The organism is Carbonicoccus niuqiaonis (genome assembly GCF_050157065.1).
Taxonomy (GTDB): Bacteria; Actinomycetota; Actinomycetes; order Propionibacteriales; family Propionibacteriaceae; genus Avipropionibacterium.
Map to the genome: position 1 here is coordinate 1,571,221 of NZ_CP189573.1, position 24,925 is coordinate 1,596,145.

At 70.1% G+C, this 24,925-nt stretch carries 25 protein-coding genes; 15 read left to right on the forward strand and 10 right to left on the reverse strand.

Annotated features, from left to right (window positions below):
- Positions 1 to 111 precede the first annotated feature (111 nt).
- Together ACQBAU_RS07195 and ACQBAU_RS07200 are read right to left on the reverse strand one after the other, a co-directional pair.
- Positions 112 to 756 carry a response regulator gene (locus ACQBAU_RS07195; RefSeq protein WP_434551716.1) on the reverse strand — a complete coding sequence of 215 codons (645 nt, stop codon included), beginning with the start codon at positions 754 to 756 and terminating at the stop codon, positions 112 to 114.
- A gap of 23 nt (positions 757 to 779) precedes the next feature.
- Complete coding sequence (locus ACQBAU_RS07200; RefSeq protein WP_434551713.1) at positions 780 to 1,985, reverse strand: sensor histidine kinase; 1,206 nt, start codon at positions 1,983 to 1,985, stop codon at positions 780 to 782.
- 133 nt (positions 1,986 to 2,118) lie between these two features.
- On the opposite strand from ACQBAU_RS07200, the gene ACQBAU_RS07205 reads away from it, so the two are divergent.
- From ACQBAU_RS07205 to ACQBAU_RS07215, 3 genes are read left to right on the forward strand one after another with little or no spacing between them, the layout of a single operon-like run.
- The gene (locus ACQBAU_RS07205; protein ID WP_434551712.1) at positions 2,119 to 3,060 is read left to right on the forward strand and encodes a CPBP family intramembrane glutamic endopeptidase; all 942 of its coding nucleotides are present in this window, start codon (positions 2,119 to 2,121) and stop codon (positions 3,058 to 3,060) included.
- Between the two features lie 18 nt (positions 3,061 to 3,078).
- A complete protein-coding gene (dapB, locus tag ACQBAU_RS07210; RefSeq protein WP_434551715.1) occupies positions 3,079 to 3,822 on the forward strand; it encodes a 4-hydroxy-tetrahydrodipicolinate reductase in 744 nt (247 codons plus the stop codon).
- A gap of 1 nt (position 3,823) precedes the next feature.
- Complete coding sequence (locus ACQBAU_RS07215) at positions 3,824 to 4,666, forward strand: LmeA family phospholipid-binding protein (RefSeq protein ID WP_465255777.1); 843 nt, start codon at positions 3,824 to 3,826, stop codon at positions 4,664 to 4,666.
- A gap of 9 nt (positions 4,667 to 4,675) precedes the next feature.
- On the opposite strand, the gene ACQBAU_RS07220 is transcribed toward ACQBAU_RS07215, so the two are convergent.
- Positions 4,676 to 5,224: a GNAT family N-acetyltransferase gene (locus ACQBAU_RS07220; RefSeq protein WP_434551710.1), complete on the reverse strand. Its 549-nt coding sequence runs from the start codon at positions 5,222 to 5,224 to the stop codon at positions 4,676 to 4,678.
- A 458-nt stretch (positions 5,225 to 5,682) separates the two neighbouring features.
- Between ACQBAU_RS07220 and ACQBAU_RS07225 the strand changes: the two genes are divergently transcribed.
- Positions 5,683 to 7,359, forward strand: coding sequence for a ribonuclease J (locus ACQBAU_RS07225; RefSeq protein ID WP_434551709.1), 1,677 nt, complete (start codon positions 5,683 to 5,685; stop codon positions 7,357 to 7,359).
- 266 nt (positions 7,360 to 7,625) lie between these two features.
- Here the strand turns inward: ACQBAU_RS07225 and rpmB are convergent, their stop codons facing one another.
- Positions 7,626 to 7,811: a 50S ribosomal protein L28 gene (rpmB, locus tag ACQBAU_RS07230; RefSeq protein WP_434551708.1), complete on the reverse strand. Its 186-nt coding sequence runs from the start codon at positions 7,809 to 7,811 to the stop codon at positions 7,626 to 7,628.
- Positions 7,812 to 8,050: 239 nt separating this feature from the next.
- Entirely contained in the window at positions 8,051 to 8,782 is a 732-nt protein-coding gene (locus tag ACQBAU_RS07235) for a PIG-L deacetylase family protein (protein ID WP_434550144.1), read from the reverse strand.
- Positions 8,783 to 8,889: 107 nt separating this feature from the next.
- On the opposite strand from ACQBAU_RS07235, the gene ACQBAU_RS07240 reads away from it, so the two are divergent.
- The gene (locus ACQBAU_RS07240) at positions 8,890 to 11,070 is read left to right on the forward strand and encodes an ATP-dependent DNA helicase RecG (RefSeq protein ID WP_434550152.1); all 2,181 of its coding nucleotides are present in this window, start codon (positions 8,890 to 8,892) and stop codon (positions 11,068 to 11,070) included.
- A 158-nt stretch (positions 11,071 to 11,228) separates the two neighbouring features.
- The gene (locus ACQBAU_RS07245; RefSeq protein WP_465255778.1) at positions 11,229 to 11,834 is read left to right on the forward strand and encodes a histidine phosphatase family protein; all 606 of its coding nucleotides are present in this window, start codon (positions 11,229 to 11,231) and stop codon (positions 11,832 to 11,834) included.
- A gap of 23 nt (positions 11,835 to 11,857) precedes the next feature.
- On the opposite strand, the gene ACQBAU_RS07250 is transcribed toward ACQBAU_RS07245, so the two are convergent.
- Entirely contained in the window at positions 11,858 to 13,393 is a 1,536-nt protein-coding gene (locus tag ACQBAU_RS07250; RefSeq protein WP_465255779.1) for an HNH endonuclease signature motif containing protein, read from the reverse strand.
- Positions 13,394 to 13,722: 329 nt separating this feature from the next.
- On the opposite strand from ACQBAU_RS07250, the gene ACQBAU_RS07255 reads away from it, so the two are divergent.
- Together ACQBAU_RS07255 and coaD are read left to right on the forward strand one after the other, a co-directional pair.
- Positions 13,723 to 14,397: an RsmD family RNA methyltransferase gene (locus ACQBAU_RS07255; protein WP_465255780.1), complete on the forward strand. Its 675-nt coding sequence runs from the start codon at positions 13,723 to 13,725 to the stop codon at positions 14,395 to 14,397.
- 134 nt (positions 14,398 to 14,531) lie between these two features.
- On the forward strand, positions 14,532 to 15,029 hold the full coding sequence (gene coaD, locus ACQBAU_RS07260; RefSeq protein WP_434550140.1) for a pantetheine-phosphate adenylyltransferase: 498 nt from the start codon (positions 14,532 to 14,534) through the stop codon (positions 15,027 to 15,029).
- 74 nt (positions 15,030 to 15,103) lie between these two features.
- Here coaD and ACQBAU_RS07265 read toward each other — a convergent pair whose 3' ends face one another.
- On the reverse strand, positions 15,104 to 15,991 hold the full coding sequence (locus ACQBAU_RS07265; RefSeq protein WP_465255781.1) for a hypothetical protein: 888 nt from the start codon (positions 15,989 to 15,991) through the stop codon (positions 15,104 to 15,106).
- Between the two features lie 601 nt (positions 15,992 to 16,592).
- Between ACQBAU_RS07265 and ACQBAU_RS07270 the strand changes: the two genes are divergently transcribed.
- The 7 genes from ACQBAU_RS07270 (at position 16,593) to mutM (ACQBAU_RS07300) (ending at position 21,830) form a co-directional block, all read left to right on the forward strand.
- Positions 16,593 to 17,621, forward strand: coding sequence for a LacI family DNA-binding transcriptional regulator (locus tag ACQBAU_RS07270; RefSeq protein ID WP_465255782.1), 1,029 nt, complete (start codon positions 16,593 to 16,595; stop codon positions 17,619 to 17,621).
- 104 nt (positions 17,622 to 17,725) lie between these two features.
- Positions 17,726 to 18,193 carry a hypothetical protein gene (locus ACQBAU_RS07275; RefSeq protein WP_465255783.1) on the forward strand — a complete coding sequence of 156 codons (468 nt, stop codon included), beginning with the start codon at positions 17,726 to 17,728 and terminating at the stop codon, positions 18,191 to 18,193.
- Between the two features lie 176 nt (positions 18,194 to 18,369).
- Positions 18,370 to 18,936 (forward strand): YceD family protein, encoded by a 567-nt coding sequence (locus ACQBAU_RS07280; RefSeq protein ID WP_434550136.1) that lies wholly within the window; start codon positions 18,370 to 18,372, stop codon positions 18,934 to 18,936.
- 88 nt (positions 18,937 to 19,024) lie between these two features.
- Entirely contained in the window at positions 19,025 to 19,219 is a 195-nt protein-coding gene (rpmF, locus tag ACQBAU_RS07285; protein ID WP_434550135.1) for a 50S ribosomal protein L32, read from the forward strand.
- An 11-nt stretch (positions 19,220 to 19,230) separates the two neighbouring features.
- Positions 19,231 to 20,049 carry a ribonuclease III gene (rnc, locus tag ACQBAU_RS07290; RefSeq protein ID WP_434550134.1) on the forward strand — a complete coding sequence of 273 codons (819 nt, stop codon included), beginning with the start codon at positions 19,231 to 19,233 and terminating at the stop codon, positions 20,047 to 20,049.
- 4 nt (positions 20,050 to 20,053) lie between these two features.
- Positions 20,054 to 20,998 carry a bifunctional DNA-formamidopyrimidine glycosylase/DNA-(apurinic or apyrimidinic site) lyase gene (gene mutM / locus ACQBAU_RS07295; RefSeq protein WP_434550133.1) on the forward strand — a complete coding sequence of 315 codons (945 nt, stop codon included), beginning with the start codon at positions 20,054 to 20,056 and terminating at the stop codon, positions 20,996 to 20,998.
- On the forward strand, positions 20,991 to 21,830 hold the full coding sequence (mutM, locus tag ACQBAU_RS07300) for a bifunctional DNA-formamidopyrimidine glycosylase/DNA-(apurinic or apyrimidinic site) lyase (RefSeq protein ID WP_434550132.1): 840 nt from the start codon (positions 20,991 to 20,993) through the stop codon (positions 21,828 to 21,830). Before mutM (ACQBAU_RS07295) ends, mutM (ACQBAU_RS07300) begins: the two co-directional genes overlap by 8 nt.
- On the opposite strand, the gene ACQBAU_RS07305 is transcribed toward mutM (ACQBAU_RS07300), so the two are convergent.
- The 3 genes from ACQBAU_RS07305 to cmtR form a co-directional block, all read right to left on the reverse strand.
- Positions 21,827 to 22,225: a signal peptidase II gene (locus tag ACQBAU_RS07305; protein ID WP_465259500.1), complete on the reverse strand. Its 399-nt coding sequence runs from the start codon at positions 22,223 to 22,225 to the stop codon at positions 21,827 to 21,829. The genes mutM (ACQBAU_RS07300) and ACQBAU_RS07305 overlap by 4 nt on opposite strands.
- A gap of 254 nt (positions 22,226 to 22,479) precedes the next feature.
- Positions 22,480 to 24,387 carry a heavy metal translocating P-type ATPase gene (locus ACQBAU_RS07310; RefSeq protein WP_434550131.1) on the reverse strand — a complete coding sequence of 636 codons (1,908 nt, stop codon included), beginning with the start codon at positions 24,385 to 24,387 and terminating at the stop codon, positions 22,480 to 22,482.
- Positions 24,384 to 24,743, reverse strand: coding sequence for a Cd(II)/Pb(II)-sensing metalloregulatory transcriptional regulator CmtR (gene cmtR, locus ACQBAU_RS07315; RefSeq protein ID WP_434550130.1), 360 nt, complete (start codon positions 24,741 to 24,743; stop codon positions 24,384 to 24,386). The genes ACQBAU_RS07310 and cmtR overlap by 4 nt, the downstream gene beginning before the upstream one ends.
- Between the last annotated feature and the right edge of the window lie 182 nt (positions 24,744 to 24,925).

The following is a 24,925-nucleotide window of genomic DNA, read 5'->3' on the forward strand; positions in this document are numbered from 1 at the left end:
CGGGTCCGCGGCCCACCGGCGATCCCTGTGGCGTGGATCCGGGCGGTTTCGTCGTGGGGCGGGTCGTGCGGGGCGTGGTCTGGGCGTGGGATGGACGTGGTCGGCGTCGGCTCAGCCGTCGCGCCACCACACGGCCAGTTCCGTACGGCTCTGGGCGCCCGACTTGCGCAGCGCGGCCGAGACGTGGTTCTTCACCGTGCCCTCACGCAGTTGCAGCCGGCGCGCGATGACCCGGTTGCTGAGGCCTTCGGCGACCATCGCGGTGACCTCGCGCTCCCGGTGGGTGAGCGCTTCGATCAGTTCGTCGTCGCGTGTGCCTCGGGGTTCGGCCCGCTGCGCGAGGGCCGACACGACCTGACTGCCGACCCGCGGATCGATCACCGTACGACCCGCCAACGCCTGGTGGATGCCGTCGCGCAGTTCGTCGGGCGAGGCGTCCTTGAGGAAGAATCCGTCCGCCCCGGCACGCAACGAGCCGAGCACCACGTCGTCGTCGTCGAAGGTGGACACCACCAGGATCGTCAGGTCGGTGACCTCGGCGCGGAGCAGCGGGATCAGCTCCATCCCGCTCATCCGGGGCATCCGCGCGTCCAGCAGCGCCACCTGCGGGCGCACCGGACCGCCGCCGCGGCCCGTACGGACCAGCGTCAGCGCGGTTGCCGCATCGGGTGCCTCGGCGACCACCGCGAAGCCGCCGGCCAGCTCCAGCATCAGGCCGAGGCCACGCCGTACGACCTCTTGGTCGTCGACGATCATCACCGTCACGGGCGACGCCTCGGTCATCCGACACCGACGTGGTCGACGGCCGGCTCAGTCACCCGGCCGACCTCGGCAGGCAGGGTCGCGGTGACCCGGAATCCACCGCCGGTCAGAGATCCGGCCGCAAAGGTGCCTCCGACCTCCGACACCCGGTCGGACAGCGTGGCCAGGCCGTACCCCTTGTCGGTCGAGGCCGCGGTGGTCGACCCGTCGTCGGTCACGACGATCCGGATCCGATCGGTCTCGGCGGCCAGGGTGATCGTCACGTGCTCGGCCCGGGCATGCCGGACGACGTTGGTGAGTGACTCCTGCACGATCCGGTAGAGCACCACCTCGCACTCGTCATCGAGTTGCCACGGGTCATCCGACGTGGAGACCTCGACGTCAAGGGTGGTGCCGGCGAAGGTGTCGGCGATCGACTGGACCGCATCGACGCCGCGGTGCCGGTCGGGGTGGAACCTGCCCAGTGCCCGGACCCAACGCCGCAGGTCCTGCAGGGCACCGGCGGCCAGCGCGCTGGTCCGTTCAAGTTCGGCCCTCGCACGGGCCGGGTCGGAGCCCTGGGCCTGTTCGACCACCCGTAGCCCCATCGCGATCGCGGTCAGCTGGTGGCCCAGCCCGTCGTGCAGTTCACCGGCGGTGCGGCTGCGTTCCTGCAGCAGCGACAGTTCCCGCACCTGCCGGGAGCGGGTGGCGACCTGATGGAGCAGGTCGGCGGTACGGCGTTGGGCCCGTCGCGCATGGTCCAGGGCAACGGCGAGCAGGAAGGCGAACAGCACCAGCACCACGGCGCTGAACCACTGCTGCGCCACACCGAGCCAGGTCATCTGGAACAGGCCGACCAGGCTCACGCTCATCAGGGTCAGCAGGCCGGCGGTCACCACCGCCGCCCACCGAGCTCCCAGCGCCAGTACGAGCACCACCACCGCGGCCTCGGGGATCTGTTGGGTCGATCCCGTCCCGTCGGCCACGACGGTGGCGAACGCGAACACGGCGAACACCACGGCGGTGAGGGGCCGGGCACCCTCGACCAGCGAGACCCGCCACCACGCCACCCACATCCCGACCACCACGGCGAGACCCCACGGCCACGGCACCAGGACCTCCGAGCCCGGTTGCCCAAGGACCAGGGCGCGGATGACCACCCCGGTGACGGTGCCCATGGCGAGTACGGCGGTGATCACGTACCGGGTGAGCCGTTCGAGGTCCAGATCGGCCAGTCGCATGGGGTCGAGCCTAACCAGCCGATTCGTCCCCGACCTGTGCCAAAGGTCACGGTGGGGCGGTGACCAAGGGCACGCCTGCCGGGGTGCCGTTCGCGCGATGTGCATGATCAGCATCGTCCGTAGCGTCGGGACCATGATCAACACACAGCCTGAGACCACGACCCGGCGACCTGACCGCGCCGCTGTTGAACCCGCGCTGCGGCCCCCACCGGACGCCCGGCTGCCGGCACCGGTCCGGATCCTCATCGGCTTCGTCGGATTCGTGGCGGTGCTGTTCGCGGCGGGGCTCGGCGTGCCGCTCGGCCTCACCACCCTGCTGCCCACGATCCCACTCGTCGTGGTCAACCTCATCGGAATGGCGACCTTCTGCGGTGGCTCGGTGGCCCTGGCTGCCGGGTTGGCCCGACTCGACGGTCGACACCGGCACCCCGAGCTGGGCTCACCGCTGGCGCAGCTGGGGCTGCGCTGGTCGCGACGTGAGGCAGCCATGCTGGGGCTGACCTTCGTCGTGCTGGTGCTCGCCACGGTGGCCCTGGCCGGGATCAGCCGGTTGACCGGGCTGGCCGCCCCGGTGCCCGAGGTGGCCAGCATCCCGATCGCCGCAGTGCTCGGCGGACTGGCGTACGCGTTCCTGCCGTCGTTCGTGATGCAGGGCTTCCCGGAGGAGTTGATCTTTCGGGGGTACGTGATGAATGCCGCGAAGGTCCGGGTCGGGGTCGCCCTGGCGATCAGCTCGCTGCTCTTCGGGTCCCTGCACCTGTTGTCGCAGTCGCCGGCCGAAGGGGTGGTCGAGAAGTTCGTGCTGTACCCGCTGCAGGCCGTCGCGCTCGGTTTCGTCTGTGGTGCCGCCCAGATCGGCACGGGTTCGCTCTGGGCCGCGGTGGGGGTTCACGGTGGCATGCACATCGGCACCCGGATCGCCGGACTGCTCGCGGCCCCGCACGACTACGGTCTGCAGCTGATCTTGGTGACCGGGCTGTACGTGGTGCTCGGGGTGTTGTTCCTGGTGCTGCGGTCCCGACTGGCGCCCCGCTCCTCGCCGCAGGTGCCCGGTGGAGCTGGTGGCTCCAACTAGAGTGGTCGGGTGACAGAACTGACGAAGGTTGCCGTACTGGGGGCCGCCGGCCGGATGGGTGCCGAGGTGTGCCGGGCGGTCGAGGCCGCCGACGACCTGCAGCTGGTGGGCCGGGTCGACGCCGGCGATGCGTTGACCCCGATCGCCGATGCGGACGTGGTCGTCGACTTCACCCACCCGGATGCGGTGATGGACAACCTGCAGTACTGCATCGAGCACGGCGTGCACGCCGTCGTGGGCACCACCGGCTTCACCGCGGAACGGACCGAGCAACTGCGCACCTGGCTCGCCGCCGCACCCGAGGTGGGCGTCGTGGTGGCCGCCAACTTCTCCATCGGGGCGGTGCTGATGATGCACTTCGCCGAGCAGGCCGCACGCTTCTACGAGAGCGTCGAGATCGTCGAGCTGCACCACCCGGACAAGGCCGACGCACCGTCCGGGACGGCCACCACCACCGCCCGCCGGGTCGCCACAGCCCGTCAAGAGGCAGGCCTGGGGCCGGTGCCGGACGCCACCAGTCACGAGGTGCCGGGTGCCCGCGGGGCCGACGTCGACGGGGTCCGCGTCCACGGGGTCCGGTTGCGGGGTCTGGTCGCCCACCAGGAGGTCCTGCTCGGCGATCCGGGGGAGACCCTGACGGTCCGTCACGACTCGTACGACCGGGTGTCGTTCATGCCTGGGGTGCTGGCGGCCGTTCGGGCCGTCGGTGACCGCCCGGGGCTGACCGAGGGGATCGACGACATCATCGGCATCGAGGCCTGAGGTGGCCTCGCTGAAGGGACGCGACGGCGGCACCCTCATCATCCCGGAACAGCGCACCGGCGCCGCCCCGGGCAGCGGACCCACGCCACCCGAAGCGGTCTCGGCACGTCCGGCCAAGCCGCGCGGACCCCGCTGGTTCAAGCCCGCGATGATCCTGGTCGCACTGGCCCTCGTCGCGACACTGCTGGTCCTGGCCGACACGGTCGGTCGACAGTACGCCGAGGGCGAGGTGGCGACCCGCGTCCAGACCGAGCTCGGGCTGACCAGCCCCCCGGCGGTGTCGATCGGCGGCACGTCCTTCCTGGTCCAGGCGGCCTCGCAGAACTTCGCCGAGGTGTCCGTCACCGGGGACCGGGTGGAGATGGACGCCGCGGTCGGTCGGGTCACCCTCACCGGGGTCGACCTGACGTTGTCCGACGTGAGCTCGCAGGACTGGTTCACCACGATCACGGTCGGCACCCTGCACGGTTCGGGAACCGCGCCCTGGGAGACGGTCAGTGTGCTGGCCGGCACCGAGCTCCGCCACGCCGATCCCGACGCGCAGGGGAGGGGGCGTGTGGTGATCAGCCAGAACCTGGAGTTCCGTGGACTGTCGGTGCCGATCACGTTGACCGGGCGCCCGGAGATCAACGCCGCCACCGGGCAGCTCACCCTCGCCGAGCCGACCGTGGCGGTGTCGGGGATCGACCTGCCGGCCGAGCTCGTCAGCGACCTGCTGACCCGCAACCTGAAGCCGATCGACCTGGAGCTGCCACACGGCCTGCAGGTCACCGATGTCACCTCCACCCCGGACGGCATGGTGCTGACCCTGGCCGGCAGCGACATCACCTTCGGCGGCCCCTGAGCCCTGCCGTCACGCCTCCCCGGCGTCGGTGATGTCGGTGTGCAGCCTGACCTGGCGTTGTGCCAGCTCGGCGGTCGGGCCGACCTCCCGGTGGCCGCCGTCGGGGGCCCAGCCGGACTCGTGCAGCAGCTGCCGCCGGACGTCGTCGGTGGCGGCCAGCCAGATCTGCGCCCGGGTGAACCCGTCTGCTCGCAGCGTGTCGACGGCCGCGTTGAGCAGGCGGGAGCCGTGGCCGCGGCGTCGGGCCTGCGGATCGACCACCCACTCGCCGAGCAGGCCGTCCCGGGCCGGATCGGCGTCCGGGTCGTCGCCGGGGCTGGTCGCGACGAAGCCGACGACCGCCCCGCTGGCCCCGTCGACGCCGACGAGAAGCCGGCAGCGGGCGTCCGGGGGACGGGTGATGGCGGCATGCCAGGTGGTCGTCATCGCGTCGAGGTCGACCTCGGTCAGCAGCCACTGCGACAGGTCCTGGTCGAGGTCGGTGGCCCACGCCCGGCGCTGTACGGCGGCGACGGTCGCGGCCTCGGCCGGCAGCGCCAGCCGGACCGAGTCGGCCACCGCCGCCTCCGGGCCCGGGGCCGCGGGGCCCGGAGCCTCGGGACTCGCGGCTTCAGGGCTTGCGGCTTCAGGGCTCGAGGCTTCCGCGCTCGAGGCTGCCGAGGCGTGGGGGGCGGGGCTGTCATGGCGATCGGGCACGAGACGATCGTACGTGAGTGGTCACCACGACCGATGGGCCACTCAGCGACCCCCGGTGTCCAACATGCGGACAGCTCAAATCGCTGTGACTAGGGAGGATTCCCAAAGTTCGGGACAAGTTGGGGCTGAAGTGGCTTTCCGTGCGAGGAACGGGAAGACTTCTCGATGAGAAGTCCGCGTTTGCCTGACCCCCCGAGCAGGCGACCGTGGGCTTCTCACTTTCTCCGGGGGGTTTCGCTGTCGCGCTGCCCCTGAGGGCAAACGTTCGAGCAGTCATCGCGGACCGTGAGCCGAATGGCCGGACACGATAGCCTGAGCCGGTGAATCCAGCTCTTCGTACCCCGCCCAAGCTCCGCCCCGACACGCTCCGCGTGATCCCGCTCGGTGGCCTCGGTGACGTCGGCCGCAACATGGTGGTGCTGGAGATCAACGGCAAGCTGCTGCTGATCGACTGCGGGGTGCTCTTCCCCGAGGACGACCATCCCGGGGTCGACCTGATCCTGCCCAGCTTCGACCTGATCGTCGACCGACTGGACGACATCGTCGGGCTGGTGCTCACCCACGGGCACGAGGACCACATCGGTGCGGTGCCCTACCTGCTGCGCCAGCGGGCCGACATCCCCGTGTACGGGTCCCAGTTGACCCTTGCGCTGCTGCGCGAGAAGATCAAGGAACACCGGATCAAGAACGTGAACTTCCGGGTCGTCGAGGCCGGGGAGCGGGTCGACCTGGGGGAGTTCGACTGCGAGTTCGTCGCGGTGAACCACTCCATCCCCGACGCGCTCGCGGTGGCCGTACGGACCGCCGCCGGCCTGGTGCTGCACACCGGCGACTTCAAGATGGACCAGCTGCCGCTGGACGGGCGGATCACCGACCTGCGTGCCTTCGCCCGGCTGGGTGAGGAGGGCGTCGACCTCTTCATGGTCGACTCCACCAACGCCGAGGTGCCCGGGTTCACCACGCCGGAGAAGGACATCCTGCCGGCGCTCGAGCGGGTCTTCGTCAACAGTGACCAGCGCGTCATCGTGGCCTGTTTCGCCTCGCACGTCCACCGGGTGCAGCAGGTGATGGACGCCGCCGTGGCACACGGCCGCAAGGTCGCGTACGTGGGCCGATCGATGATGCGCAACATGGGTGTCGCCCGTGACCTGGGCTACCTCCGAGTGCCGGAGAACACCTTGATCAACATCAAGGAGCTCGACCAGTACAAGCCGTCGGAGGTGGTGATCATCTCCACCGGCTCGCAGGGTGAACCGCTGTCGGCGCTGTCGCGGATCGCGAACGGCGAGCACCAGGTCATCGAGTTGGCCGAGGGCGACACGGTGGTGCTGGCGAGTTCGCTCATTCCGGGCAACGAGAACGCGGTGTACCGGGTGATCAACGGGCTGACCGCGCTGGGTGCGAACGTGGTCCACAAGGGGAACGCGATGGTGCACGTGTCGGGTCATGCCTCGGCCGGCGAGTTGCTCTACTGCTACAACATCGTGCAGCCGCGGAACGCGTTGCCCGTGCACGGTGAGGTACGCCATCTGGTCGCCAACGCCGAGCTCGCCCGGGCGACCGGGGTGCCGCACAGCATCGTGATGCGCGACGGTGGGGTGGTCGACCTGGCCGGCGGTGAGGCCAAGCTCGTCGGGCAGGTCGAGGCCGGGTACATCTTCGTGGACGGCTCCACCGTCGGTGACATCTCCGAGACCTCGCTCACGGACCGAAAGATTCTGGGTGAGGAGGGCTTCATCTCGGTGGTCTGCGTGATCGACATGCAGGCGCAGAAGATCCTCTCCGGGCCAGACATCCACGCCCGCGGCTTCGTCGAGGACGAGTCCGCGTTCAACGAGATCCGCGAGGAACTGGTGGCGGCGCTGCACCAGGCGTTGCGGGACGGCACCACCGACACCCACCGGCTGCAGCAGGTCGTGCGCCGCAAGATCGGCCGCTGGGTGAACAGCAGCTACCGACGCCGCCCGATGATCGTCCCGGTCGTCGTCGCCGTCTGAGCGGCCCCGGTTCGTCGTTCTGGCCGGTTCGTCGTTCTGGCCGGTTCGTCGTTCTGGTCGGTCCGTCGTTCTGGTCGGTCGTCGTGTCGGCCTGGTTCGCGGTTTGGTCGGGTTCGCGGTTTGGTCGGTCCGTCGGGCGGCGCCGTTCTCGGCGCCGTCCGGCCCACGGGGCCGGGGCACGCGCCGTTCGGCCGGTATCCGCGCTGGGACATGAAAATCCCCCGTCGCGCATCGCGACGGGGGAGGTGGGGCGAGTGGCCCAGGTGTCAGCGAGCGGCCTTGCCGGCCCGCAGGCACGAGGTGCACACGTTCATCCGGCGAGCCTGGCCGCTGACGGCGGCGTTCACGCGCTGGATGTTCGGGTTCCAACGACGGTTGGTCTTCTTCTTCGACCAAGGCACGTTGTGTCCGAAGCCGGGGCCCTTTCCGCAGACGTCGCACACGGCAGCCACTGGTACTCCTTCAACAGGCAGGTTTCACACGAGCAAAGACAGGTGTGTTCCCGATCGGGAACCGAACCAGCATAGCCGCTCACCCGCGATCGGGCGAATTCACGTCGTTGACTCATCCCGAGGTGCCCGCGAGCGGGGTCGTTGACTCATCCCAACGTGCCCGCCTGGGCTGCACCAATCCACGCGTACGGGGATGGGACGGGCGGCACGCGTGCAGTCCGGGAACGCAACCTCGGACCTCACTCGGTCAAGACCGACCGGCCTCCGCCGGCGAGGATCGCCTCGAAGGTGGTGCGAACGGAACGGTTCCCGATGACGGTGTAGGACGCGATCGCACCCTCGATCCGCAGCCGCTGGTGCTCGTCGGGCAGCACGACCTCGCCGGTCGGCCGGGCTGCCGTGACGTGCCGGCCGAACCGGACCTCGAGGCCCAGGGCGTCGCGGAGCCGGCAGGCGACCCGATGGCAGGCCACGTGGTCGGGATGCCGGTCCGCGACCACCGTGTCCGGCCGGTCGGGATGCCAGGTCGCCACGTACAACCGCGGGGTGGTGCCGGTCGCATCGGCCAGCGCCTGCAGCTCGCGCTCGACAGCCGGCAACAACGCGTCGGCGACCAGGGCACCGTCGGGAAAGCCGAGGTTGATGGGTCGAGGGCTGCGGTCATCGGTCAGCCAGGACCACGCCGAGGCCTGCTCCCGATCGCGCCAGCGACGCGTCTGCTCGTACGACAGGGCCAGCTTCGTACGGACAGCGGTTGCGCACCCGTCGGTGGCGTTGACCAGTCGCAGGGCAGTCCCGCGGTCGCTCTCCCGCGCGACCAGGGCGGCGACCCGATTGATCTCGTCGTCCTGGTGTGGTGACAGGACCAGGGACGCGCCTGGCGTGACTGGCGCGCTGTCGTCGGGGGGTTGTCTCTTGGCGGCTGGGCTGTTGTCAGGTGCGGTGTCGTGACCGGCGCCGGTGTCGTCCATGGCTACGTCGTTACGGCAACACGGGTCAGTCGTGCAAGCCCTCCTGTGCGGCGGTGGATAGCGTTGCAGCATCGGGCGGTGCCCGGACGGGAGGAGTGAACGTGGCGGTGGGGGACTGGCGGACGACGGCCTACCGGCAGCTCAGCCAGAAGTTGGACGGGCTGGTCGGTGAGAAGACGGCGGGCGCACTCGCCAAGATGGGCCTGCTCACCGTCGGTGACCTCGTCAACCACCTGCCTCGCCGCTGGCTGAGCGGCGCCGACGAGAGCGACGTGTCCGGGCTCCGGCCCGGCGACGAGGTCGCGGTGTTGGCCCACGTGGCGCGGGCGACCGTCCGCGGTGCGGGACGCAAGCAGCGGCTCGAGGTCTACGTCACCGACGGCAACGGGACCGTCCAGCTCACCTTCTTCGGTCGTCCCCACCTGATCCAGTACTACGAGAAGCAGCTGGTGCCCGGGGTGCGCGGCATCTTCGCGGGCAAGGTGTCGATGTTCCGCGACCAGTTGCAGTTCGCCCATCCCGACTTCGTCATCGTCAACGAGCAGGGCGTGGTGATCGGCGGTGCCAAGCGCAACGAGACGATGGCCGAGGTGAGCACCGGCGGCATCATCGGCCTCTACCCGGCCACCAAGGACATCCGCACCTGGACCATCGCGCAGGCGATCGGCATCGTGCTCGACCAGCTGCACTTCTTCGATCCGTGGCCCGAGTGGGTGCGGGACGAGGCGGACGTGATCGGACTGCTGCCGGCGTTCGAGGCGCTCCACCGACCGGAGACGATGGCCGCCACCGGGCCCGCGCTCGACCGGCTCCGGTTCGACGAGGCCTTCAAGACGCAGCTGGTGATGGCGTACCGCCGTGCCGATGCCGCCAGTCACCGTGCGATCCCGCGGGTACGGGTCGCCGGGCGACTGCTCGACACGTTCGATGCCGACCTCCCGTACGAACTCACCCGCGGCCAGGTGGCGGTCGGCGAACAGATCTTCGACGACCTGACCCGCGACCGGCCGATGCAGCGACTGCTGCAGGGCGAGGTCGGATCGGGCAAGACGCTCGCTGCGGTTCGGGCCATGCTGGCGGTGATCGACGCCGGCGGCCAGGCGGTACTGCTGGCGCCGACCGAAGTGTTGGCCGCGCAGCACGCCCGCAGCATCGAACTCCTGCTCGGCGACCTGGCGCTGGGGGGCACATTGGCCGCACCGGAGCATGCGACCAAGGTGGTGAGCCTCACCGGTTCGATGCCGGCGAAGGTGAAGCGGCAGGCGATGCTCGACATCGCCTCGGGGGAGGCCGGGATCGTGGTCGGCACCCACGCGCTGCTGTCGGAGAACGTGACCTTCGCCGAGCTCGGACTGATCGTGATCGACGAGCAGCACCGGTTCGGGGTCGAACAGCGGGCTGCGCTGGTGGGCAAGGCCGAGGCGCACCCGCACCTGTTGGTGATGACGGCCACGCCGATCCCGCGGACGGTGGCGATGACGATCTTCGGTGACCTGGCGGTGTCCACGTTGACCGAGATCCCGGCTGGACGTTCCGAGGTGTCGACCGTGGTGGTCGACGAGCAGCTCCACCGCGACTGGGTGGTCCGGGCATGGCAACGGATCGTCGAAGAAGTCGCGCTGGGGCGGCAGGCGTTCGTGGTCTGTCCGCGGATCAGCAGTGCGGCCGGCAGCGAGGACGGCGGCCGCGGTGTCGTCGAGCTGTACGAGGAACTGACCGCCGGTCCGTTGTCGTCGCTCCGAGTCGGGCTGCTGCACGGTCAGCTGCCGGGGGAGGAGAAGGACCAGGTGATGCGGTCCTTCGCCGCCGGTGAGCTGGACGTCCTGGTCGCCACCACCGTGGTCGAGGTCGGCGTCGACGTGCCGAACGCGTCGGTGATGGTGATCAGCGATGCCGACCGGTTCGGCGTCTCGCAGTTGCACCAGTTGCGCGGCCGGATCGGACGAGGCGAGCACCCGGGCGTCTGCCTGTTGTTGACCGAGGCGCAGGACGACACCCCCGCCCGACAACGACTCGACGCGGTCGCCGCGACCCGCGACGGGTTCGAACTGGCGGAGGTCGACCTCGAACAGCGGCGCGAGGGCGACGTCCTGGGTGCCGCGCAGTCCGGCGTACGGTCGAGCCTACGGTTGCTACGCGTGCTCGAACACGGCGAGTTGATCGAGCAGGCCCGCGCGATCGCCGTACGGGCCGTCGCCGAGGATCCTGACATGATCACCGACGGCTTCGCCGACGCGATCCGGGAGGCCGAGCTCCGTGCGCACGACGAATGGCTCGACCGGACCTGACGGGGAGTTCAGGCCAGACCGACACCTGACGGTTCCCTGCGTGGGGATGACGCGATCCATGCTGGTGAGGCGTTGTGAGCGGACGAGGCGTTGTGGGCGGACGAGGCGTTGTGGGCGGACGAGGACGGAGAGGCTGGCGAAGGGGCAATGTACTGCTGGTGACGCACACGGAGGCGCAACACCACGTCGACGGCTTGGTGGGTGGCTGGTTCGACTCCGACCTGACCCCACGTGGGCACGAGCAGGCCGTCTGCGTGGCGGCGGCCGTGGCAGAACGAATCGGGACGTCAGCGGTCCGCCTGTACTCCTCGGATCTGCGGCGCGCGCACCACACCGCACGTCACATCGCCGACCGGTTGGGCGTCAACGTGACGACGGACGACCGGCTGCGCGAACGTTCCTTCGGAGAGGCCGAGGGGCGCCCGAAGGAATGGCTCCACGGGCGGACCGAGCCATTGCCGCCTGACGGGGACCTGCTGACCCATCACGACGGTCCGGCGGTTGCCGAGACCAGGCTCCAGCTCGTCCATCGTCTGCAGGCCGCGTTCGACGAGATCCTGGCCGAGTCGTACGACACGGTCGTCATCGTGTCGCACGGCTCTGCCACCAGCAACCTGATCTCCCTGTGGCTGGGCATCCCGATCGCCGCCATCGGCCAAGGCTTCTTCCCCTTGGCTGCGGGCAGCATCACTCACCTGGCGGTCAGCCAGGCACACCGCAGCCACAACGTCGTCGCACTCAACGACACGGCACACCTCGAGTGAGTGACTCCCGAGCCGGTCGCGGTTCAGGGGCCTCGATCATCAGCTGCGCAGCTCCCCGGATCTCCTCCTCCTGCTGCTGCCCGTCCTCGCTGTCGCGGTTGACCAGGCTCCGTGGGCTCACCCGCCCCCGTCATGCGATGTGGCTCGGTCGTGCGGTGTGGCTCCGGCCGAGCGCCGGCCCCGGTCGCGGGGTCGGGGATGGTGATCTTGGTGTGCCGGGTGTGGCGTTGTGGCCGACGCGTCCGGTCCAGGCGGGTGGGCGGCAGGAACTCGGGCTTGTGGTCGGTGGCGTTGAGGCGGACCTCCCAGTGCAACCCGGCCGGTGCGTTCGGCACCGGTTCGACGACTCGGTGGTGATGACGACACAGCAGCACCAGATTGTTGAGACTGGTGGGCCCACCGGCCCACCACGGACGGATGTGGTGCGCTTCGCAGTCGGCAGGGGGTCGATCACAACCGGGGAAGGCGCATCCGCCGTCGCGAGTGATGAGGAGGGCTCGTAGCCGGGGTGGCACCAGTCGGACGGAGCGGCCGTGGTCGAGAATCTCACCCTCCGAGCCAAGAACCGACGGGATGAGGTGGGCGTCGCAGGCCATGCGGCGCGCCTTGCCGGCCTCCAGGTCCTCACCTGGGCCGATCAGGCCTGCGCCACGCAGCCCGGCCAGCAGAGCGGCATGGCTCAACTGGACGTGGACCGTGGGCGGCATCCCGCCCGTGGTCGGGGTGTCGGGCTGGCCGGCAGCGCGTCCGAACACGGTCATCAGCGCGTCGGCCCGTCGCTGGCCCAGCGTGACCGGCCGCGACAGCGGGTCCGACCGGTCCGCGGCCTTCGCCGCCGCCACCGCGGCGTTGACGTGGGCGGTGAGCACGGCGATGACGTCCTCGGCGTCGGCGACGGGCAGCTGGCCGCTGAACCACACGCTGCCGTGGTGGTCGTGGCGCCAGCCGAAGTGACGGTCCCGCTCCGCCTTGGCGGCTTCCCGGGCGAGGCGTTTGGCGAGTTCCTCGTCGGCGACCTCCGGTGCGATCACCTCGACCAGCCGGTTGGCGCAGCGGCGCAACCCGTCCGGATCCATCGGTACGCCGTCGCGGCCCTCCCCGTCACCGGTCGCCAGCCCGAGTAGGTGTCGTTCCCCGTGCTCGATCTGCTCGACGGTCATGTCATCGGGCAGGTGCCGCAACCCGGCGCAGATGACGTCGGCCTGCTCGGCCGACACCCGTCCGTCGACGAGTGCGGCCCGAACGAGTCGGAACCGATCCAGGTCAGCGGACCGGCGCACCGCGGCCCCGGCCTGTCGGGCCGAACTCTGCGTTGCCTGTTGCCACCACGAACGCAACGGCGTCCCGGCCGCCTGTTCCGACGCCTGCGTCCGGACCGCTTCGGCCATCAGGGTCGCCTTGCCCGCGGCCGCCCGGTCGGCGAGTCGGGCCCACTCCACCGCGGCGGCAAGCACCTCGCCGGGTGCCAGCAGAGCCACCCGTCCGAGGTCGACCCGATCCAGCACGGCAGCACACATCCGTGCTGCCTCACCGATCGTCACCGACCCCGGGATCTCCATGTCGAAAACTCTAGACGGCACCACTGACAGAACAGCCCACATGTTCGAATGGGGGGCAATTCGGCTGGTCGGACACCGCCCTGACAAAGGGACGATGTGTCGAACGGCGCGTGGAGCACAGGTCCGTGGATCGGTGCCACGAGGTGAAGGGTGGGCGCACGGGTTTGTCCGTCCATGGCGGCCGGCCGGCGTGGCGGCGTGGCGTCGCTGACCGCACCTCGTCGATGGTCGAGGTCCACACAGCAGGCACGTCAGGTTGACCGCGCTGTCGGAAGCGGCCATGGGCAACCCCTATCCGGCGGACCCCGTTGTGGGTGAGAATGGCGAGCGTGTCACGGATCATCGGCGGCTCCCGGGGAGGACGTCGGCTGACCATGCCCTCGGGATCGATGACCCGCCCGACCAGTGACCGCGTCCGCGAGGCCGTGTTCGCCTCGATCACGTCCTGGTGCGGAACCGTGGCCGACGATCCGTCGGAATCTCTTGCCGGGCAGGCTTTCTGTGATCTGTACGCAGGCTCCGGCGCCGTCGGGCTCGAGGCGGCCAGCCGTGGGGCGAGCCCGGTGCTGCTCGTGGAGAAGGACCGCCGTACCGCGGGTATCGCCCGCCGCAACGCCAAGGATCTGGACCTGACCGTGACGGTGGAGTCGACGAAGGTCGAACAACTCGTCGCCCGCCCGGCCCGGCTTCCCGGCCGCCCGGCCCGGGGTGGCCACGACACGGCCGGCTCGGACGGGGTCGGCTCGGACGGGGTCGGCTCGGACGGGGGAGAGCCGACGAGTGTCGGCTTCGACCTCGTGTGGCTGGATCCGCCGTACGACCTCGCCTCGAACTCCGTCGACGCCGTGCTGGCCGACCTGGTCGACAACGGCTGGGTCGTCGAGAGCGGCCTGGTCATCGTCGAGCGGTCGGTACGGACGGCGCCCCCGGTCTGGCCGGCGGGGTTCACCGGTGGCTGGACGAAGGCCTATGGCGAGACGGTCGTGCACTTCGGCTGCGCCTGACCGGGACCGGGGGAGGTCCGGGCGAGGTTCGAGGGGCTGCCGACCCACCGGCCGCGCCTGACCGGGACCGGGGGAGGTCCGGGCGAGGTTCGAGGGGCTGCCGACCCACCGGCCGCGCCTGACAGGATGGAGCCATGACTCGCGTGGTGTGCCCCGGCTCCTTCGATCCGGTGACCTTCGGGCACCTGGACATCATCGGCCGGGCAGCAGGCCTGTTCGACGAGGTGATCGTGGCGGTCGGTGCCAACACCACCAAGAAGACGGGCATGTTCACCGTCGCCGAGCGGGTCGCCATGTTGCGCACGTCGTGCAAGGAATGGCCCCAGGTGGAGATCGACACCTTCTCCGGGTTGCTGGTCGACTACTGCCGGACCCGGGAGGCGACCGCGGTGGTGAAGGGTCTGCGGTTCGCCAAGGACTTCGAGTACGAGCTCCCGATGGCCCACATGAACGCGCAGATGTCGGACCTGGAGACGGTGTTCCTGCCGACCTCCGCGCAGTGGGGGGCGGTCTCCTCGACGCTGATCCGCGAGATCGCAACCCTGGGTGGCGACGTGACGCCCTTCCTCCCCGCCGAGGTCGCCCGCCGCACGACCGAGCGCGCCCGCGCCCGCCGTACCGCCCAGTCCTGACCGTTGAGACCTGACCCTCCAGTCCTGACCGTCCAGTCCCGGCTGTCCAGACCGTCCAGTTCTGACCGCCCGACTCAGTACTGGTCCGGGCCGAAGTCGGCCTTGGGCTGCCAGTTCTCGAACACGTAGTCGGCCGCGTCGATCTGGGCACCCTTGTCCTTGGCTGCGGCCAGGGCACGTTCGTGCTCGGCATTCGCCTTGTCGCTCAGCTCGGTCAGGGCGGCCCGCACGTCGGGGACGTCGCCGGAGAAGGCACCCTGCACGATGTCGCCCAGCGAGGGCTTGACCGTCTTCGACTCCGCGCCCACATTCGTGGTCTCACTGTTCTTCACGATCGGCTCCGGTGCCAGGAAGACCTGATCGGCGAACCAGGTGATCAACTTCTTGTACGCCGGGTGCGCGTTCGACCGCTCGACGGCCTCGAGGTCACGAGGAGGCTGGGACATCGTGTTGGCGATCTCCACCGAGTAGTCCTCGGTGGTGAAGTACTCACTGAGCAGTCGGTTCGCCTGTTCACCCATCTCGGTCGTCGGCGTCAGCCAGTACTCGCCGCCCTGGGTGCCGCGGTACGTGGTGGGCTCGCCGCCGTCGGGGGTGAGGATCGGGCCGACGCCCAAGGACTCGGCGAACTCCGGCGTGTTCTTCAGGGCGACGCCGGGACACCACGGGCCGTCGAAGTAGTAGCCGGCCAGGCCGCCCACCCAACGGGTGCGGGCACCGTCGTCGATCAGGGTCTGGGATCCGGGCACCAGCAGGCCGTCCTGCTGCATCGACAGCAGGAATTCGATCACCGTCAGGTAGGACTCGTCGTGGTAGGCGAACTCACCGGTCCGGTACAGCCTGCCGCCACCTCCCTCGAACCCGGCGGCCTGGGCGAGCACGTTGACCTGTTCGTTCAGCCGGTTGGGCATCCCGATGTTCCAGATCCAGCCACCGGCCTTGCCGCCCGAGGCGTCCTGCACCTTCCGGGCCGCGGCCCGGAACTCCTCGTACGACCGTGGGGGCGCCTCGGGGTCGAGGCCGGCCTGGCGGCCCGACCCAGCCGCCGGCGATCAGCTGCGGTACGGGAACCTCCAGGCCGGCGTTGGAGTGGATGTCGGGGAGTTGGTTGCTCTGCTTGGCCAACTGCAGTGCCTGGCCGAGCTTGGCGGGATTGTTGTACGTGTACTCGACCGGGACCCCGCCCTCAGTCGCCTCGAACGACTCGAAGATCGCGCGCTTCGCCGGCTCCAGCTGGTTCTGGTGGTCCCACCACGACAGGCTGCCCGCGGCGCCGGAGCCCCCAGCTCCACCGCCACCGCTGGAGCTGTCACACCCCGCCGCCACGGCCGCCGCAGCGTTCAGTGCTGCCGTACCCAACAGTCGTCGTCGCGTCATCCCCTGTGTCATGTCCGGCGCCTCCCTGCGTCTGTGCCACGTTGTAGAAGGCCAAGTCTGCCCAGACCTTGCCGCGCGGCAAGGTCTTCGGCACACTAGAAGCGTGAGAGTGGTCGGACACGCCATGAGGGTCGGGTGGGCGAGGGGTGCGGAGGCGCGAGCCGTACCGGGCCCGGACGGTCCGCCATGGTGACCCAGCGCCAGGTCGCCGAGCGGGCCGGCGTGTCGGCGCGCACCGTGTCGAACGTGGTCAACGGCTTCGCGTGGGTCGCGGCCGACACCCGTCACCGGGTCCAGGCGGCGATCGAGGAACTGGGGTACCGCCCCAACCTGTTGGCCCGCGGCCTGCAGCGTGGCCGCTCCGGACTGATCGCGTTGGTGCTGCCCCTGGACGGCCCCTACTTCGTCGAACTCGCCGGCCACGTGGTCACCGCGGCGGAGGAGCGGGGCTACACCGTGCTGATCGATCGCACCGACGGCGATGCCCGACGGGAACGCGACCTGGTGTCCCGGGCCGACCGGGCGTCCCTGTTCGACGGCATCATCTTCAGTCCGTTGGGACTGTCCGACGCCGAACTGCGCCTGCCGGTGGGCTCCCCGATCGTCCTGCTCGGCGAGAAGTCCAGCGGCCCGGCCCATGACCGGGTCGTGGTGGACGACGTCGCCGCGAGCCATGCCATGACCACGCACCTGCTGGAGTCCGGGCGGACCAGGATCGCCGCGATCGGCCAGCCGCCCCGGCCGGCCGGACGCACCGGACAGCACCGGACGCTGGGGTACCGCCGGGCGCTGGCGGCCGCGGGGATGTCGTACGACCCAGACCTGGTGCTGCCCATCGACGCCTTCCAGCGGGCCGACGGTGCGGCGGCCGTCGACCGGCTCCTGCAGCGGCAGGGGACGCCGCCCGACGCCCTGCTCGCCTACAACGACGCCCTCGCGTTGGGGGCCATGTACGCGATCCGGCGGCACGGACTTCGGGTTCCGACCGACATCGCCGTGTCGGGTTTCGACGACATCGAGGAGGGGCGGTTCGTCACCCCAACCCTCACCACGATCGCCCCGGACAAGCAGCAGGTCGCACGGGAAGCGGTCGACCTGGTGGTTCGTCGGATCGAGGGGTACGACGGCCCGCCGACGATCCGTCGGGCCGAGTGGCGGTTGATCCCGCGGGAGAGCACGGCGACACCGACGGCAGATGCTGCCCCGACCCACTGACCCGGACGCGCCCGACCCGCTCGCCCGGACGCACCGACCCGGACGCACCGACCCGGACGCACCGACCTCACACAGTGGCGTGGGCGGGTCAGTAGATTGGCCCCATGATCGATCCGGGGACCCCGACCGAACAGCTGGGCGACGTCCTGTCCCGGCTGCGCGGTGTCATCACCAGTGCCAAGGCCATGCCGATGTCCGCCTCGTGCGTCGTCAACCGCGCAGAGGTGCTGGCCCTCGTCGACGCGGTGGAGCGGGCTGCACCACCGCCCCGGGCCGAGCCGACCCGGGTCGAGGCCGACCGCATCATCGCCGAGGCCCGGGAGGAGGCAGCCCGGCTGGTCTCGGAGAGCGAGGTCGTGAAGGCCGCCGAGGTCGAGGCGGAGCGGGTCCGCGCCGCGGCGCAGGAGGACGCCTCGGGCCTGCGTACCGAGACCGACGCGTTCGTCGACTCCCGGATGGCGTCGTTCGAGTCGGTGCTGCACAAGCAACTCAGCCAGGTGCAGTTGGCCCGGAACCGGCTGTCGCAGCGGAGCCGTCTCGACGAGGACGACGCCGTTGACGTCGCCGACTGAACGACTCGGCGTCCCCGCGGGGAGTGGACCGGGCAGCGGGCACGCAAACCCGAGCCGACCTCGCGACCGGACGCCCGAGCGGCGCGAGCGGTCGTTTGGCCCGCGGTGGCCCGAGGAGGTAAGCTTTCACGTCGGTCACGACTGTGTCGTGGTCCGTTGTGGTTAGGGAGTGGCTGATGAGTTCCGGCAAGACTCTCGATGCCCGCTCACCATTCGTGTTCGACACACACGAACTGGGGCGGCGCCTCGGGGCGATGATGGTCCTCACCCGGCAGGCCCCCGCCCCGTCGGACCTCGGAACGGGCGTGATCGGGGTACCACCGGAATCACCGATCGACCTGGAGCTGCGGCTCGAGGAGGTCGGGGAGGGCGTGCTGGTGACCGGTACGGCTTCGGCGCAACTGCACGGGGAGTGCGGTCGGTGCCTGGCGGAGATCTCCGACGACCTCGAGATCGACATCCAGGAACTGTTCGTTCACCCCGGCGAGAACGTCGAGGACGCCGGGACCAGTCGGCTCGAGGGCGACCTGTTCGACCTGGAGCCACTGCTCCGCGACCAGGTGGTGCTCGACCTGCCGTTCCAACCGGTGTGCCGGGACGACTGCTTGGGTCTGTGCCCCGATTGCGGGGTCGACCTGAACACGTCGGCCGAACATCACCACGACGCGCCGGTCGACCCGCGGTGGGCCGAGCTGGCCAGGCTCCGGACGGAGTCCGGGCAGCCCGACCAGCCGCAGCAGTAGGCGGCACCCGCAGGACCGCAGGAATCCCGTACGACTAGCACGAACCAGGCCGGCCCAGCACCACGGGCCACGATCAGGAGTAATCACCATGGCTGTCCCGAAGCGCCGGATGTCCCGGAGCAACACCCGCCACCGCCGTTCGCAGTGGAAGGCGTCGGCGCCGTCGCTGGTCGTGTGTGTCAACCCGGCCTGCCGCGCCAAGCACCTGCCGCACACCGCGTGTCCGTCGTGCGGCCAGTACGGCCCGAAGGGCGACCGCCGCCAGGTGGTCGAGACCAACTGACCCCGTCCGCGATGGAGGGGCAGCTGGCGACGTTGCTCGCCGAACTGGGCATCGAGCTCACTCCCGAGCAGCTGGGGCTTGCGTTCATCCACCGCTCCTACGCGTACGAGAACGGTGGCCTGGCCACCAACGAGCGGCTCGAATTTCTCGGTGACGCCGTGCTCGGCGTGGTCGTCACCGAACACCTCTACCTGACCCACCCGGACCTGTCCGAGGGACAACTCGCACGGCTGCGTGCTGCCGTGGTGAATGCCCGTGCCTTGGCGGGGGTCGCCCGCAACCTCGGCCTGGGATCCCAGCTGAAGCTGGGCAAGGGTGAGGAGGCCACGGGTGGCCGCGACAAGACCTCGATCCTGGCCGACACCACCGAAGCGGTGATCGGCGCGATCCACCTGGGGGCCGGCGCCGATGCCGCCGCCCGGTTCGTACGTCGGCTGTTCGATCCGCTGACCGACCGGGCTGCCACGTTGGGTGCCGGCCTGGACTGGAAGACCAGCCTGCAGGAGCAGGCGTCGCTGGCCGGGTTGACGGTCCCGCACTACGTCGTCACCGCCGAGGGCCCGGACCACGCCAAGAAGTTCGAGGCGGTCGTCCACATCGGCGACCATGTCTTCGGCCCCGGCGCCGGCACCAACAAGAAGCAGGCCGAACAGCAGGCCGCCCAACTCGCGTTCGAGGAGGTCCGGGCGATGGCAGCCCGGATCACCGCGGCCCGCACCCCCTCCTCCCCGCCGGAGCCGATGGCGGGGAACGGGGTCGCACCGTCGACGAACGGGGCTCGCCCGCCGGGGAATGAGGTCGCCGCGTCGGGCGACGAGGCGACGGCCTGACTCCGTGCCCGAACTGCCTGAGGTCGAGGTCGTCCGCCGCGGTCTCGCCACCCTCGTACCCGGCCGTCGGATCAGCGGTGTCACGGTTCACCACCCGCGCCCGGTACGGCGTCACCTGCCCGGACCGGACGACTTCGCCGCCCGGCTGCAGGGCGAGGTGTTCGACCAGCCACGACGGCGCGGCAAGTACCTGTGGCTGCCGCTGGCCGACGGCGACGCCGTGCTCGCTCACCTCGGGATGAGTGGCCAGTTCCGTTGGCACACCCCCGATGCCGCCACCGCGGACCTCCGCGGTGAGGTGCCGGTGCATCGGCATGAACGGGTCACCTTCGACCTCGACGACGGCAGCCGGCTGGTGTTCTGCGACCAGCGGATGTTCGGCGGGCTGTCGATCTCCGACGGCGGTGCCGAACTCCCGGCCGAGATCGCCCACATCGGGGTGGACCCGTTCGACCCCGCGTACGACCTGGACCGGGCGGTCGCCACCATGCGTCGCCGGCGGACCCAGGTGAAGCGGGCCCTGCTGGACCAGACCGTGGTGTCGGGAATCGGCAACATCTACGCCGACGAGGCGCTGTGGCGCGCCCGGCTGCACTGGGGCCGGGCGACCGACACGCTGTCGCGCGCGAAGACGTACGAGCTGTTGGGCCATGCCGCCGACGTGATGGCCGAGGCGTTGGCCGTCGGTGGCACCAGCTTCGACGCGCTGTACGTCAACGTGAACGGCGAGTCGGGAGACTTAAACATTGACGTAGAGCGGGTCGAAGGAAGCCGTGTACTCGAACGTCGCGATTGGCAGTGCCGGGCCTCGGTCCTGCGTCGACAAGCGATATTGTGGTCTGACCTGGCACGAAGGGCTCTGACCGAGCAGCTCGACGGCCCGACATGCTCAGTAGCGCACCGCCGTAACTGCGGGTCTCGGATCATGCGAGGTGCTACCTGTGCCTGAACTTCCTGAGGTCGAGGTCGTGCGCCGTGGACTCGACGATCATGTCCGTGGTCGGACGATCGCCTCGGCCACTATTCTGCATCCCCGGGCCGCTCGTCGTCATGTGGGTGGCCCGGCGGATCTCGCAGCACGGATGATCGGTGCGACGGTCACTGGGACTGCGCGCCGCGGGAAGTACCTGTGGCTGATCCTGGACGATAGAGATGCGTTGCTGATGCACCTGGGCATGAGCGGGCAGATGCTCATCACGTCCCCTGATGCTGCAGTGGCTGCGCATGAGCGGGCGCGGTTCACCTTCGCCGACGGCGGCCACGATCTGCGGTTCGAAGACCAGCGCACGTTCGGCCATCTGATGTACGACGAGGGCGGAGCGGCGCTGCCCTCGCCGATCGCCCACATCGCGCGGGATCCGGTCGATCCGCAGTTCGACCAGGCATCGGCGGTCGCACGGATCAAGACCAAGCGCATCGGGATCAAGCGCGTGTTGCTGGACCAGACGGTGGTGTCCGGCATCGGGAACATCTACGCCGACGAAGCGCTGTGGGCTGCCAAGGTGCACGGGGAGACGGCAGCGTCGTCGTTGAGCAAGCCAAAGATCTCAGCGCTGGTCGATTCGGCGCGGGAGGTCATGGCCGCCGCTCTTGCCCAGGGCGGAACGTCGTTCGACTCTCTCTATGTCGACGTGGCCGGCAGCAGCGGCTATTTTGCCCGCAGCCTGAATGCCTACGGTCTTGCCGGCCATCCCTGCAAGCGCTGCGGGACACCGATCGTGCGGGAGAAGTTCATGAACCGATCGAGCCACTTCTGCCCGGTCTGCCAGCGGAAACGCTAGCTTCCGGAGTTTCGCTGCAAGAGTGAGAGTTCTTGCCTCGCTCGATGAGTGTTGCTTCGATGCCGACATTGAACTGTTCCATCTTGTCGCGACCGGCCGGGCCGTCCGCGCGGGTTGCTTCTCGCCGGCCTCGGCGAGATGAGATTCAGGCAGAGCAACCCGACACCGGTCACGAAGAAGACGTCCGCGACGTTCCCGATGAAGAGGTTCCCGTAGGCGAGGAAGTCCGTGACGTGTCCTTGACCGATCGCGGGCGGGTTCCCGAGCCGGTCGACGAGGTTGCCCACCGCACCGCCGAGGACCAGGCCCAGGGCGAGGCCACACGGTAAGCCCCGAAGTCGCACGGCGAACACGACCACCGCCACCGAAGCGAGGACGCCGACGGCCGTGAAGATCCACGTCGACCTCGCGTCGAGCGAGAAGGCGGCCCGGGGTTGTAGACCAGGGACAGGCCGAACAAGTCACCGAGCAGCGCAACCCGCTCGCCCGGCGTCAGCTGCGCGGCCGCGAGGGCCTTCGTCCACTGGTCCAGGGCGAGGCCGAGCGCGCCGACAGCGAAGGTCCGTGTCGACCGCCCGCCCGATGGGCGGCCGCGGAGCCACCCGGTCCGCGACGCCGATGTCGGCCGTCTCGACGGCGTCCGACGCGTTCACGAGGTGGTCCTCGTCCGCGCCGCGCGGAGACCGTTGAGGATCACGATGACCTCGGCGATCTCGTGCACGAGCACCACGGCGGCGAGACCGAGGACGCCGAACAGGGCGAGCGGGAGCAGGGCGGCGATGATCAGCAGGGACAGGATGAGGTTCTGGTTGATGATGTGCCGACCGCGACGGGCGTGGTCGAACGCCCGCGGGAGGAGCCGCAGGTCGTGGCCGGTGAAGGCGACGTCGGCGGACTCGATCGCGGCGTCGGAGCCGGTCGCGCCCATCGCGATGCCGATGTCCGCAGCGGCCAGTGCGGGGGCGTCGTTGATGCCGTCGCCGATCATCGCGACCGAGCCCTGCCTGCCCAGCTCGCTGATCGCGGCGGCCTTGTCCTCCGGGCGCAGCTCGGCGCGCACGTCCTCGATCCCGGCCTGCGCGGCCAGCGCCCGGGCGGTGCGGGCGTTGTCGCCGGTGAGCATGGTCACCCCGACGCCCTGGGCGGCGAGGGTGCGGACCACCTCGGGAACCTCGGGGCGCAGCTCATCGCGGACCCCGATCGCCGCGACCGGGACGCCGTCGCGGTGCACGATCACGACGGTCATGCCCTGCTCCTCCAGGCCCGCGACCTGGTCCTTGAGCGTCCCCGCGTCCAGCCAGCGGGGGCTGCCGACGGTGACCTGGGCCCCGTCGAGGGTGCCCTCGATGCCGTGCCCGGCCTGCTCGGTGACATCCAGGGCGGCGGGGGCTCCGGGTGCGGCGGCGGTGATCGCGGCGGCCAGCGGGTGGGTGCTGTGCTGCTCAAGGGACGCCGCCCAGGCCAGGGCCTGCGCCTCGTCCACCCCGTCGGCGGTGACGACGGCGGTGACGGCGGGCTCGTTGCGGGTGAGGGTGCCGGTCTTGTCGACGGCGACGTGGCGGATCACGCCGAACCGCTCGAACACGGCACCGGACTTGATGATCACGCCGAACCGGCTCGCCGAGCCGATCGCGGCGACGACGGTGAGCGGAACGGAGATCGCCAGCGCGCACGGCGACGCGGCGACGAGCACCACGAGGGCGCGGGTGATCCACATCTCCGGGTCGCCGAGCAGCGAGCCGATGATCGCGACGAGGGCGGCGAGGATCAGGACACCGGGCACGAGAGGACGGGCGATGCGGTCGGCCAGGCGGGCGCGGTCGCCCTTCTCGGCCTGCGCCTGCTCGACCAGCTCCACGATCGTGGTCAGCGAGTTGTCGGTACCCGCCGCGGTCGTCTCGACCTCCAGGGCACCGGCGGTGTTGATCGCCCCGGCCGACACCGCGTCGCCCGGGTCGACCTCCACCGGGATGGACTCGCCGGTGATCGCCGAGGTGTCCAGGCTCGACCGGCCCGTGCGGACGATCCCGTCGGTCGCGATCCGCTCACCGGGACGCACCAGCATGAGTTGCCCGACCTTGAGGTCCTGCGCGGCGACCTCCACGGGCGCGCCGTCTTGCCGGATGGTCGCGGTCTCCGGGACGAGCTTGAGGAGAGCCCTCAGCCCGCCGCGGGCGCGGTCCATGGCCTTGTCCTCCAGCGCTTCGGCGATCGAGTACAAGAACGCCAGCGCCGCGGCCTCCTCGACATAGCCGAGGGTCACCGCGCCGACCGCGCTGATCGTCATCAGCAGCCCGATGCCCAGCTTGCCCGTGAACAGCTTGCGGATCGCGCCGGGCGTGAATGTCGACGCGCCCAGCAGCAGCCCGATCCAGAACGCCACCAGCGCCGGGATCTCCGCACCCGTCCATTCCAGGACCAGGCCCGTGCCGAAGGCGACGCCGGAAAACACCGGGACCATGATCCCGCGGTCCCGCCACCAGGGGCGCTCCCGCTCCTCCTCGGCCTCCTCGCCGACCCGGGTCTCCGGCTCGTCGCAGCCGCACGCCGCGCTCACGCGCCCGCTCCCGTCCCGCAGCAGCCCGGCACAGTGCACTGGGCGTCCACGCACGGCGCGTGCTCGTCCACGGCCAGCGTCACGTCCACCAGCGCCGTGAGCGCCGCGGCGATGTGCGGGTCGGCGATCTCGTACCGCGTCTGCCTGCCCTCGGGTTCGGCGACGACGATCCCGCAGCCGCGCAGGCAGGACAGGTGGTTGGAGACGTTCGTCCGTGTCAGCTCGAGGTCCCGAGCGAGCCTCGCCGGGTAACCCGGCTCGTCGAGGAGAGACAGCAGGATGCGCGAACGGGTCGGGTCGGCCATGGCCCGGCCGAGCCGGTTCATCGCGTCCACCCGTGAAACAATGGTCAGCATATACTGACCATACAGTGACGGCTGACTGGTGCCAAGCGAAACAACGACGCTAACGATCGGCGGGGGTTGCTAAGCCCACCTACTGTACAGTGGATCTTGACCTATTGGTCGCGATCCGTGCGCCGGGCCGCGACCGTGGAGCCGCAACGGGTCGGCATCGGCCCTGGTGTGATCACATCGTG